The organism is Pseudomonas sp. GM78, from assembly GCF_000282475.1.
Lineage (GTDB): Bacteria > Pseudomonadota > Gammaproteobacteria > Pseudomonadales > Pseudomonadaceae > Aquipseudomonas.
The window spans coordinates 1-12,235 of record NZ_AKJF01000199.1 but is presented as its reverse complement, the minus strand read 5'-3'; the positions used below and the strand labels follow the sequence as shown (position 1 = coordinate 12,235).

The 12,235-nt window shown below is 59.9% G+C and carries 7 protein-coding genes and 2 pseudogenes; 6 read left to right on the top strand and 3 right to left on the bottom strand.

Translation table 11 applies throughout. The features are described 5' to 3' along the window. Nucleotides 1-45 precede the first annotated feature (45 nt). Together PMI35_RS04695 and PMI35_RS04700 are read right to left on the bottom strand one after the other, a co-directional pair. Nucleotides 46-885, bottom strand: a complete 840-nt coding sequence (locus PMI35_RS04695; protein ID WP_008064859.1) for a 5'-nucleotidase, lipoprotein e(P4) family — start codon at nt 883-885, stop codon at nt 46-48. A gap of 77 nt (nt 886-962) precedes the next feature. Next, nucleotides 963-2,369, bottom strand: a complete 1,407-nt coding sequence (locus PMI35_RS04700; RefSeq protein WP_008064858.1) for an aminotransferase-like domain-containing protein — start codon at nt 2,367-2,369, stop codon at nt 963-965. Nucleotides 2,370-2,503: 134 nt separating this feature from the next. On the opposite strand from PMI35_RS04700, the gene PMI35_RS04705 reads away from it, so the two are divergent. The 5 genes from PMI35_RS04705 (at nt 2,504) to PMI35_RS04725 (ending at nt 8,018) form a co-directional block, all read left to right on the top strand. Further along, nucleotides 2,504-3,790 (top strand): hydroxymethylglutaryl-CoA reductase, degradative, encoded by a 1,287-nt coding sequence (locus tag PMI35_RS04705; protein WP_008064857.1) that lies wholly within the window; start codon nt 2,504-2,506, stop codon nt 3,788-3,790. Continuing rightward, on the top strand, nt 3,787-4,710 hold the full coding sequence (locus tag PMI35_RS04710) for a hydroxymethylglutaryl-CoA lyase (RefSeq protein ID WP_157295805.1): 924 nt from the start codon (nt 3,787-3,789) through the stop codon (nt 4,708-4,710). Before PMI35_RS04705 ends, PMI35_RS04710 begins: the two co-directional genes overlap by 4 nt. Before the next feature lie 89 nt (nt 4,711-4,799). Then, nucleotides 4,800-5,291 carry a hypothetical protein gene (locus PMI35_RS04715; RefSeq protein WP_008064847.1) on the top strand — a complete coding sequence of 164 codons (492 nt, stop codon included), beginning with the start codon at nt 4,800-4,802 and terminating at the stop codon, nt 5,289-5,291. Continuing rightward, complete coding sequence (locus PMI35_RS04720; protein ID WP_008064846.1) at nt 5,288-6,673, top strand: tripartite tricarboxylate transporter permease; 1,386 nt, start codon at nt 5,288-5,290, stop codon at nt 6,671-6,673. Before PMI35_RS04715 ends, PMI35_RS04720 begins: the two co-directional genes overlap by 4 nt. A gap of 103 nt (nt 6,674-6,776) precedes the next feature. Then, a complete protein-coding gene (locus tag PMI35_RS04725) occupies nt 6,777-8,018 on the top strand; it encodes an OprD family porin (RefSeq protein WP_008064845.1) in 1,242 nt (413 codons plus the stop codon). A 276-nt stretch (nt 8,019-8,294) separates the two neighbouring features. Here PMI35_RS04725 and PMI35_RS35535 read toward each other — a convergent pair. Continuing rightward, nucleotides 8,295-8,594, bottom strand: a pseudogene (locus PMI35_RS35535) (DUF6632 domain-containing protein); the annotation flags it as partial. Between the two features lie 316 nt (nt 8,595-8,910). Here PMI35_RS35535 and PMI35_RS33365 point away from each other — a divergent pair. Beyond that, nucleotides 8,911-12,235, top strand: a pseudogene (locus PMI35_RS33365) (cadherin-like domain-containing protein); the annotation flags it as partial.

Here is a 12,235-nt window from a genome sequence, read left to right as displayed (position 1 = left end):
ACGATGGTTGCCGCCCCCTAAGGCCTGCTGTCAGACCCAACCCTGTTATTGCTTGAGCTGCCAGGCTGTAGAGCCAGCCGCCGCCTTGAACCTGGCGCGGTTTTCCGGGGTGGCCGGTGGTTCCGAGTCGCCAAAAATGGCTTTGAGCCAGTGGCCATCGGTAGGGTTCGGAAAGATAATGAACTTGCGGCCAAACTGCTCCTTGTCTTCGGTCATTAGGCCATTGCGTTGTTTAACGTCAGCGACGTAGTACTTGCGTTTGAAGTCGTTGAGGTTGTCACCCAGCATCACCACCACATCGTAATCCTTGGCGATCTCTGATTGGCGTGGCTCCTTGTTGGAGCTTTCCCGATAAACCGTCAGATGCTTTTCATCGGCAAACGGAAGATTGCTTTTGCGAAGATTCGCCAAGGCGTATTCAAAGGTTTTTTCGCCCTGGTCACGGCTGGTGACGTAGAAAACCTCAACCCCCTTCGATTGCGCATAGCTCAGGAAATCCACCGCGCCAGGTGTAGCAACCGGGCCATTCTCAGCCACCCATTTATCCCAGGCAGCGTCGTCGAAAAACTCCTTATCGGCGTTGATCATGTAGCCCCAGTAGCTATTGCTACTCAGGACGGTGTCGTCGACATCGCTGATGATAGCCAAAGGTCGATCACCCGCTTTGTGGGCCTGGAGCGCTCGATCCAGTTGCATTCTTGCTACGTTGAACCCTTGATAATAAAGCGCTTCAAACTCGGCTGCGGTTTGCTTCCAGGCGACGGCAGCCGTTAAAAGATTTGAAGGTGGGCTGGCGACTTCCTCGGCAAAGGTGGGAGTCCCATGAAGCATCAGCAGAGAGAGGAGCAAGGGGGATAGCAGGTTTTTGTTTGTTTTTATTTTCACATTCGAGTCCTTGGAACGCGGATTGAGCAACTGCGGAAAATGCTGCCAAGGTGTTCTATATCAGCCCGTGTTGGAGCTCAATGCGGGTGTCGCATTTCTGGACTATTCAGGCGTAATTCCCGAATGATCTTGCAGAATTCAGGGTCATCCAGGTACGCCACATTGAGACGGGTCCAGGGCACTACCTTTTTCGGCTGAGTCGAAAAAATCGCCCCTGGCGCCAGCATCACACCTTGGGCCAGGCAGAGCCGAGTCAGGACATTGGCGTCCTCGATATGCGGAAAACGTGCCCATAGGTACAGGCTTTGTTCTGGACGGCAAAAAACCTCGGCTCCCAGTTCGTCCAGCAACGCCAGGCCACGGGCAGTGGCTTGGCGCAAGCGATCCTGCAGGCGCGACAAGTGCCGAAGAAACTGGCCTTCTCCGAGGATCACGTCGATGGTCCGCTCACTGTATTCGGCTCCGCTGTTATGCAGGATCATCTTGATATCGGCCAATTCTTCGACCCGTTGCTTGCTGCCGGCGATAAACCCCACCCGCAGTGCTGCCGACACTGATTTGGAAAAGCTGCCCAGGTACAGCGTACGGTTGAGTTGGTCGAGGGCCGACAGTTTGATGGCCGAACTGGGCTTGAAGTCGGCCATGGCATCGTTTTCCACCAGCAGCAGGTCATAGGTCTCGGCGATCCTTAGCAGCTGGTGCGCTTTGGCAGGTGACAGGTCCGATCCCGTGGGGTTATGGCCGATGGATTGGAAGAAGAACAACTTGGGTCGGTGGGCCTTGAGCAACTGTTCCAATGCCTCCAGGTTCGGCCCGTCGGGCTCACGAGGCACACCCAGCATATTCGCGCCCTGAAGTTGGAGTTTGCCGAACAGCGGGTAGTAACCAGGGTCTTCCACCAATACCGCATCGCCCGGATTGATATAGCGTCGGATGATCAGGTCCATGGCATGGTTGGCCCCCAGGGTCGTGACCAGTTGGCGAGGTGCGACCTTGATGTTGTAGTCCGCCAGCTTTTGTACCAGCCGTGCCCGCAGCCCGGCGTTGCCCAGGCGCGTGCCGTAGCGAAACAAGGTGGTGACCCCGGCCCGTACCACCTGCCGATGGAACTTGTCGAGGCGCATGTCCATCAGCCATTCAACTGGCGGAAAGCCTTCCCCCAACGGTGAATGCCCAGGGTCGCGCAGGAACTGCTGGCGCATCATCCAGATAGTGTCCAGCGCCCGGTTGTAGGGCAGGCTGTCGTCTTCTTCACTGGTGTGCGCCACGCGCTTGATAACAAAAAAGCCCTGGCCGTGACGGGCTTCCACCAGCCCTTCGGCGGCCAGGTGCTCGTAGGCGGTGATCACGGTGTTTTTCGAATGACCGTGCAGGCGCATGTATTCACGTAGCGAGGGCAGCTTCTCGCCGGCCTTCAGCGCGCCGTCGATGATTTGCTGGGCAATGGCACTGGCAACCTGTTGCGCGAGGGTCTGGCGCGCCATGGTAAATGTCCTTGTGGGCTTCTTGTAATGGGTACAGTCGCTTAACTGTCCGACAAAACTGTACCTTCTTTCAAGGATACAGATGAGGCAATTTGGCGTCATCCAATAACAAATGACTCCCAGAGGAGCCCTCGATGCCTATCGATTCCCGCTTGCCCAACTTTCGTAGCCTCTCTCCCGGCCAGCGTCTTGAACACCTCCAGCAACTGTTGGGCCTCAGCGCCGAAGACAGCGACCTGCTGCGCGATGCCGGCGCACTGGCGCTGGAAATTGCCGATGGCATGATCGAGAACGTGATCGGCACCTTCGAACTGCCCTACGCCGTGGCCAGTAACTTCCAGATCAACGGCCGCGACGTAGTGATTCCGCTGGTGGTGGAAGAGCCCTCAGTGGTCGCTGCCGCTTCATTCATGGCCAAGTTGACCCGGCACGCCGGGGGCTTCCAGACTTCCAGCAGTGCACCGCTGATGCGTGCGCAAGTGCAAATCGTCGGCGTCAGTGACCCCTTCAATGCACGCCTGAGCCTGTTGCGTCACAAGGAACAAATCATCGCCCAGGCCAACAGCAAGGACCAATTGCTGATCAAGCTGGGCGGCGGCTGCCGAGATATTGAGGTGCACACCTTTGCCGATAGCCCGCGCGGGCCGATGCTGGTGGCTCACCTGATTGTCGATGTCCGCGATGCCATGGGTGCCAACACCGTCAACACCATGGCCGAGGCCGTGGCGCCGCTGATGGAAAGCCTTACGGGTGGCAAGGTGCGCTTGCGCATTCTGTCCAACCTGGCGGACCTGCGTCTGGCACGGGCGCAACTGCGTATCGCCCCGGAGCACTTGGCCACCGCCGAGTACAGCGGTGAAGAGGTGATTGAGGGGATCATCGACGCCTACACCTTTGCGGTTATCGACCCGTACCGCGCGGCGACCCATAACAAGGGGATCATGAACGGCATCGATCCGCTGGTGGTTGCCACCGGCAATGACTGGCGCGCCGTCGAGGCAGGCGCCCATGCTTACGCCTGCCGTAACGGTCACTATGGTTCGCTCACCACCTGGGAAAAGGACAGCGCCGGGCACCTGGTCGGCACCCTTGAGATGCCGATGCCATTGGGGCTGGTGGGCGGGGCGACCAAGACCCATCCACTGGCGCAATTGTCGCTGCGCATTCTCGGCGTGAAAACCGCCCAGGAGTTGGGGGAAATCGCGGTTGCCGTGGGCTTGGCGCAAAACCTCGGAGCGCTGAGGGCGTTGGCCACCGAAGGCATTCAGCGCGGGCATATGGCGCTGCATGCACGCAATGTGGCGCTGTCGGCGGGGGCTCGTGGCGAAGAGCTGGATTGGCTGGTCAAACGCATGGTCGAGAGCCACGACGTGCGCGCCGATCGAGCCCAGGCCTTGCTGCTTGAAAAGCGCGGGCTATAAGCGTGGACGCCGTGCGATTGGTGGAGGTGGGGCCACGCGATGGTTTGCAGAATGAGGCCCGCAATCTGTCGGTAGACACGCGGGTGGCGCTGGTGGAGGGGTTGGTTGCGGCTGGCTTGCGCACCATCGAGGCCGGTGCTTTTGTCTCGTCGCGCTGGGTGCCACAGATGGCGGGCACCGATCAGGTGCTGCGCCGACTCGGGCAGCGACCCGGGGTGGCATACACCGCCCTGGTGCCCAACCTTCAAGGCCTGGAGGCAGCGCTGGCAGTTGGTTGTCGGGAGGTGGCGGTGTTCGCAGCGGCCTCGGAAGCGTTTTCCCATAAGAATATCAATTGCTCGATTGACGAAAGCCTGGAGCGCTTCCGTCCAGTATTGGTCAAGGCGCGAGAGGCGGGCGTCGCGGTGCGGGGCTATGTGTCCTGCGTACTCGGCTGCCCCTTCAGTGGTGATGTTAGCGTCAGCCAAGCGGCGCGGGTGGCATCGGCACTGTATGAAATGGGCTGTTATGAAATCAGCCTCGGCGACACCATAGGCGTCGGCACGCCGCGAGCAACGGCCCGGCTGATAGCCGCCTGTGTCAAAGAAGTACCGATCGGTGCTCTGGCCGGGCATTTCCATGACACCTACGGCATGGCCGTGGCGAACGTTCAAGCCGCGCTGGAGGCTGGGGTCAGGGTATTCGACAGTTCGGTCTCGGGACTGGGTGGCTGTCCTTATTCACCGGGTGCCACCGGAAACGTGGCGACCGAAGAATTGGTGTACTTGCTGGAGCGCCAAGGTATGGACACCGGTGTCGACCTTGAGCAACTGATCGAGGTGGGCGTGTTTATCGATAGTCAGTTGCAGCGCACCGGTGGATCGCGCGTGGCCAAGGCGATGCTCGCCCGCCATGCGCTGATCAGGCCTCGCATGGCCTGATGCCTTACCCGGCCAGCGCCAATTGCGTTACTGGTCAAGCTTTTCAAGCCTCGATAAAAACAACAAGCCCGCAAGGGCCGGAGGGCACTATGAAGCAATCTCTTTCACCGCCTGGAAAGCAAAACCTCTACGAGGTATGGGGCGACACCATCGATGGCCGAGACTTGGCAGTCTCCATCTGCATCGGTGCGGTGGTTAGCCTGGGTGCTTACTTCACCGCGCTCCACCTGCTGCATCCCATCGTCGAGTCTGCGCAGATGGCCAAGACTTACGCCATGTTGGTGGGCGTGCTCGGTTGCCTGGCAGCCGGCGTGATCAGTGCCAAATTGTTTGCACCCAAACGCGATGTGCAGGAGCACGCCGCCGATCCGGCTTTTCGCGAGCAAGTTGTGGCAGACCTGCTCAAGGAGTACGGCAGCCTCGGTCGGCTTGAAGGCCTGTCTGCCGAAGTGATCGCAGAACTGCGTGAGTTGGGACTTTATGATTTGTTCCGCGAAGCCCAGGCCCGCGAAGAAAATCTGCATCCGGTGGCTGCGCCAGACATTGATGCAACCTCCAGCCTGAGCGGAGGGCGCGGATGATGGAAATGCTCATGCATGAAATCATGATGGCGTTTGCCCTGGGGTTGCTGGGCGCCGTGGTGTTTTCCGCGATCGGCCTGGTCTCGGGCACAGACGAAACCTCGACCCTTGCCCCGCTGACGATGCTGGTGGTATTGCTTGGCGCGCCGCCTGCCGGGGTGTTGACCTTCTTCCTCGCCGGTGCGGTGGCCAAGCATATGACCCACGCGGTGCCCACGGCCTTGTTGGGGATCCCCGGTGATACGGTGGCCACCGCCTTGCTGGGCGACGCCAACTACTTGCGCAAACTCGGCGTACCGCATATCGCCCTGCGCAAAATGATCACCGGCGGCGCGGTGGCAGCGTTGATCGCGGTGCCACTGTCGGTTCTGTTTGCGGTATTGCTGGCGCCGTTTGGTGGGGTGATCAAGCAGTTTGCGCCCTGGGTGTTCCTCTGCGCCGCACTCGCCATTGCCTACTTCTCTGCAGGTCGCTGGGCCTCCGTGCTGGCGCTGGTGCCATTTGTAGTGGTGATCGTCGCGTTGCAAGCCTTGACCGGCCACTACGGGGTGAAATTGTCGGTGAGTTACTTCCTCGGCATCGCCGTGGCGCCCCTGATTGCTTCGCTGTTTTCCCTGTTGGCACCGGCCGAGCGCGAGCGCATGCGCCGCAGTGAATACCGGGTGTTCTCCCTGGCGCCGGACCTCAAGAGTTGGAAAGGTTACTTTCCCAACCCGCTCAAGGTCATCAACCCGCGCCAGATGAAGGTCACGGCCATGGCGGCCAGTGTGTCGAGCGCGACCTTCGTGTTCAGCCCGGTGGCAATGACCGTGATCATGGGGGAAGTGATCGGTGCGCGAATCAAGCAGGCATATGACCGCCTGACAACGGTCATCACCGCCCGAAACGGTGTCACTGAGTCGACCTACATCGCCGAAACGCTGATCCCGCTGATCGCCTTCGGTCTGCCCTTGAGTCCGGTGGCTGCCGGCCCTGCCGCGCCGCTGTTCAACGCACCACCACGCTTCTGGGTGGACAACGCCACTGGCGAAGTCAACAACCTGCACAATCTGCTCAGCACCTGGGATTTTCTTGGCTATGGAATGCTCGCGGTGATCGTGGCAATTCTCGTGGCCTACCCGTTCACCATGAACTTCGCCCACGGCGCCGCGGCTTTCGTGGTGCGCAAGATCAGCCATGAAGCGGTGATCGCGACCTTTATCGGACTGGTGCTGGTGATTGGCATTTGGGAGGGCGGTTTGTTGGGATTGTTGGTGATTGTCACGGTGGGCTTGCTCGGCGGTTTCCTCGCGCGCTTCCTGGGTTTCAACACCGGTGTGCAGTTCATGGGGCACTACACGGCGGTCCTCAGCGTTCCGGCGATCATTGCGCTCGTGGGGTAGTTCAGCCCACAGCGCACCTTAAACATCCAAGACGTTTCCCCTCGGCAGATAGTTGTTTTCTCTGCGACGGGAGACTGTTGCCTGTAAAAAAGGAATAACAACAATGAAAATCCTTTCTCGCTCCACGCCTGCACTGCTGGGCTGCCTGGTTTTATCCGCCAATAGCCACGCCGAAGGTTTTGTCGACGATGCCAAGGCCTCGTTGAACCTGCGCAATTTCTACATCAATCGCAACTTCGTCGATGGCAATTATCCCCAGGCCAAGGCCGAGGAGTGGACCCAGAGTTTCATCCTTGATGCACGCTCCGGCTACACCACGGGTACTGTCGGCTTCGGTTTGGATGTACTGGGGCTGTACTCGATTAAACTCGACGGCGCAAAAGGCTCCGCCAACACCCAATTGCTGCCGGTGCATGACGATGGTCGCCCGGCGGATGATTTCGGCCGGCTCGGGGTGGCATTGAAAGCGAAAATCTCCAACACCGAATTCAAGGCCGGCGAATGGGCACCGGCCTTGCCGGTGTTACGCTCCGACGATGGGCGCTCCCTGACCCAGACCTTTCGCGGTGCGCAATTGACCTCTCGCGAGCTCAATGGCCTGACCCTGTATGGCGGCCAGTTCCGCGCAAACAGCCCGCGTAATGACGCAAGCATGGAAGACATGTTCATGGCTGGCCGTGCGGATGCGACCTCGGACCGCTTCAATTTTGGCGGCGCCGAATATCAGTTCAACGAGAAGAAAACCCAGGTGGGCGTCTGGTATTCGGAGTTGGCCGATATCTACCAGCAACGCTATTTCAACTTGACCCACAGCCAACCGGCAGGCAACTGGGTGCTGGGGGCCAACCTGGGTTACTTCGCGGGTGAAGAAAACGGCAAGGCCCTGGCCGGCGATCTGGAAAACCGGGCGTTGTCGGCCATGCTGTCGGCGAAGGTCGGTGCTCACACGTTTTACCTGGGCGGGCAACGGATGTTCGGGGATAACGCTTGGATGCGGGTGAATGGCACCGCCGGCACCAGCCTGGCCAACGACAGCTACAACTCCAGTTATGACGCGGCGCAAGAGCGCTCCTGGCAAGTGCGTTATGACCATGACTTCGTGGACTTGGGCATGCCGGGCCTGACGTTGATGACCCGCTACATCAACGGCAGCAACGCCCATGTCGGTGCTGTGAGCGATGGCAAGGAATGGGGGCGTGAATCGGAACTGGCGTATGTGGTGCAAAGCGGGGTGGCCAAAAACCTGAGCGTACGTTGGCGCAACTCCACCTTGCGTCGGGATTACAGCACCTTGGAATTTGATGAAAACCGCGTGATTGTCAGCTATCCGCTGTCGTTACTGTAGGAGCCGGTTTCGGAGCCGCATTTTTGCAGGGCTGGCAGACCATCCTCAGTCGGTACCCGTGAAGTTGGCGCGCGGTTCGCGTCGCCGCGTTGATGATGTGGAGGCGCGATGCTCAGTCGTGCTTTTTCATTACTCGCAAGGATTGGTAAACCTAAGGTTGCAGTAGTGGCTTGAGAAAACTTCTTTGGCCTCGATGTTTGCATGACTGCTTTTGGCCCGATTGTTACCTGTCAGAAAAGGCTGTAATCGACCCGATCCTGACAGTCAAACCTACCCTTAGGCCCCATTGTGTATCCGGGGCCTAGCGGCCAATTGCGAGCGGGGCGTCAAGATGGCCAAGGCAACCGCCACGATGAAGAGCGCCGGTACGTCACCTGCCAAGTGCCCCATTTGCCCCGGCTGGGTGACCGCCTGGACGGCCATGATTCCTCCATGTACGGCGCTAGACCACACGGTGAACCAGATCAGGCTCAGATTCGCTAACGGATCACGTGCGGCCAGGATCAAGAACACGCCAAGTGTGGCGTAGATGCCAACGATCATCATCGGGTAGTCCGAGTGACCGACGTGCCAGGCTCACGCTCAATCGCTGGGCGGGAAAGCCGCCTGCCGACAGTGTCGAAAGCGTTTATGCCTGGTTGAGCCCAGGGAACTTCAGCCAGAAGCTCGCCGCCCCTGATCCTGTCCTGTCAGACAATGCCGACGGTCAACCGGGCGTAGGATCCGACTTTCAGACAAAAGGTTTGCCTGTTCATTCAAACGGATGATGCCAACAAGTGGCTGCGGACTACAGTCCTAAAATCGAAAAAACTTCGTAATCATCGGGGGTTAGGTCATGGCTATCATCAACGGTAATGAGAACGCCAATACTCTGACAGGGGGCGCTGCGGCCGACACCCTCAATGGCCTGGGCGGTAACGACACCCTCTTCGGCAACGCGGGTGACGATACGCTGGACGGTGGCACGGGCAATGATCGGCTCCTGGGTGGGCGCGGCAGCGATACCTACCGGTTCGGCCAGGGCTATGGCTTCGATGTGATCGACAATTCCGGTGGCGCCAACAGCGACGTCGACATCCTCCGGTTGACCAACCTCAACGCCAACCAGATCCGCTTGACCCGCATCGGCAACGACCTGGTGCTCTCCGTTCTGGCCACTGGCGAAACCATCACCGTTAGCCAGTGCTTTCTCGATGCAGACCATGCGATCGACCGAATCCAGTTCGCTGACGGCAGTACTTGGGGTGTCAGCGAGGCGCTGGCCAATCTCTATTACCCGCCAGTCGTGCCGACCAATGGCGCCGACGTGATCAACGGTAACCCCACCGATGACACTCTCCAGGGGCTGGGTGGCAACGACACGCTGTATGGCAACGGCGGCAATGACACGCTTGACGGCGGCAGCGGCAACGACCGCATGGAAGGTGGCGTGGGGAGTGACACGTATGTGGTTGATACCGCCGCAGATGTGGTCGTGGAGGCCAGCAACGAGGGCGATGATCTGGTCCGGGCCAATATCAGCTACACCTTGGGCAGCAACGTCGAGCGCCTGACCCTGACCGGCAGTGCCAATATCAATGGCACCGGCAACGCGCTTGCCAACACTCTGATCGGCAACGCCGGCAATAACCAACTTGACGGCGGTGCCGGCAACGACCTGCTCCAGGGCGGCGATGGCAATGACACTCTGCAAGGCGGCTTGGGCAATGACAGCCTGAACGGCGACGCCGGCAACGACCTGCTTGACGGTGGGGTTGGCAACGACAGCATGGCGGGCGGCAGCGGCGACGATGTCTACATAGTCGATCAAAGTGGCGACAGTGTTTCCGAGCTGGTCGGTGGTGGCAACGATACCGTGCGCGCCTCGCTGACCTACAGCCTGGGTGCCAATCTGGAAAATCTCGAACTTGCCGGCGCCAGTAATCTCAACGGCACTGGCAATGCCCTGGCCAACAGCCTGACCGGCAACACTGGCAATAACCTCCTCGATGGTGGTGCTGGCGATGACGCTCTGGCCGGCCGCCGCGGCAGCGACACCTATCGCTACGGCACTAATTATGGCAACGACGTGATCGATAACAGTGGCGGTGTCAGCACTGACGTCGATACCGTGCAGCTGGTGGGGCTCAACAGTAACAACGTGCGCTTCGTGCACACCGGCAACGACCTGCAGATGGTGGTGCTGGCGAACTCCCAGACCCTGACCCTGAAAAACTTTTATCTGGGCGCCGATTACGAGATCGACCAGGTTCGTTTCGGCAACAACGTGGTCTGGAACACGGCCGCCCTCAAGGCCGCGGCTACTCTTCCAGTCAACGCTGCTCCAAGCTCCACCAATGACACTCAGGCCACCCTGGAGGACACGCCGGTGATCTTGGGCAGCGCCGACTTCGGCACCTACAGCGATCCGGAAAACACGCCGCTGGCCGCGGTGAAAATCACCAGCCTGCCGGTGCTCGGCAACCTGCAGTACAACAACGGCAGTGCCTGGGTCGCGGTGGTTCAGGACCAGGTCATCAGCAAGGCCGACCTCGATGCTGGCAAGCTGCAATTTGTGCCGGCTCTCAATGGTAATGGCAGTGGCTACGTTGGCATCGGCTTCAAGGTCAGCGACGGCACAGCCTTCGCCATCAACGCCAATACCCTGAGCATCAATGTGACGCCGGTCAATGATGCGCCAACCGTCAGCAGCCCGGTCAGCCTGGCCAATGGTGTCGAAGACACGGCCTATACCTTTACCACTGCACAGCTGTTGGCCAATGCCAGCGACGTGGATGCGGGCACTACGCTGAGTGTGCAGAGCGTCAGCGTCGACTCGGGCCTCGGAGCCTTGACCAATAATGGCAACGGCACTTGGACCTTCAGTCCGGCGAGCAACCTCAATGGTCCGGTGAATTTCGCCGTGGTCGTGAGTGACGGCAGTCTTCAAGTCGCGACTGCGGCGCAGCTGAATCTGGCGGCGGTCAATGATGCGCCAGTGGTGAGCGGGGTGCCGTGGGCCGAAGGCAGCGAGAACGGCTTCATCTCGGCGGGTGTGAGTGGGAACGTACAGGACCCGGACGGTGATTCGCTGACCTACACTTTTGCTCCTCAAAGCAGCCTGGGCGGCAGCGTTTCAGTGTTTGCCGGGAACCCTGGGGCCTTTTTCTACAGTGGCAACGCCCCGGCCATCGATACTCTCGGTGCCGGAGCGCAGGCCGTCGATGTGATTGCCTTTACCGTGCAGGACGGGCACGGCGGCTCGGCCAACGGTACCTTCGAGGTGCGGCTGACCGGCGTCAACGATGCACCGATCGTGGCCATTGCCTTGCTCGCGCAGAATGCCAGCGAAGACTCGCCCTTCAGCTACACCGTACCGCTCGGCACTTTTGCCGATGTGGACGTCGGCGATACCCTCGGCTACAGCGCCAGCCTGGCTAACGGTGACCCGTTGCCGAGCTGGCTCAGTTTCGACCCGGCCAACCGTAGCTTCAGTGGTACGCCGGGCAATAGTGATGTCGGCAGTCTTAGCGTGAGAGTGACGGCTACTGATGGCAGCAGTGCCACGGCGAGCAGCAGCTTTACCCTGACCATCGGCAACACCAACGATGCGCCGATCCTCGGCGCCCCGAGCGCGTTGCCTTCTGGCACCGAAGACACGGCTTATAGCATTACCACCGCGCAGTTGCTGGCCAACGCCAGCGATCCGGATGGCGACACCTTGTCCGTTGCCAACCTGAGCACCAACCACGGCACGCTGGTCGATAACGGCAATGGCAGCTGGACCTTTACGCCCGATGCCAACTACAACGGCGCGGTCACGCTGAACTACCAGGTGATGGATGGCCAGGGTGGTTCGGTTGCCGCTGTGCAGGGCTTCAACCTGGCGGCGGTGAATGATGCGCCGACACTGCAGGTGGCGTTGTTCGACCAGCTCAACGGGCTTGGGCAGGCGGTTGCCTATACCTTGCCGGCCAATACCTTTGCTGACGTGGATGCTGGCGACAACCTTGTTCTCAGTGCCCGTCTGCTGAACGGCGATCCATTGCCGGCGTGGCTGATCTTCGATGCGCCGAGCCGCAGCTTCAGTGGTACGCCGCCGGCAGGGACACAGCCCGGGGGGATTGCTATCACCGTTACGGCGACCGACTCGGGCGGGCTATCGGTGAGTGATGATTTCACGTTGAATCTGCTGAGTGCCTTGGTCGGCACGCCGAACGATGACGTGCTTAACGGCA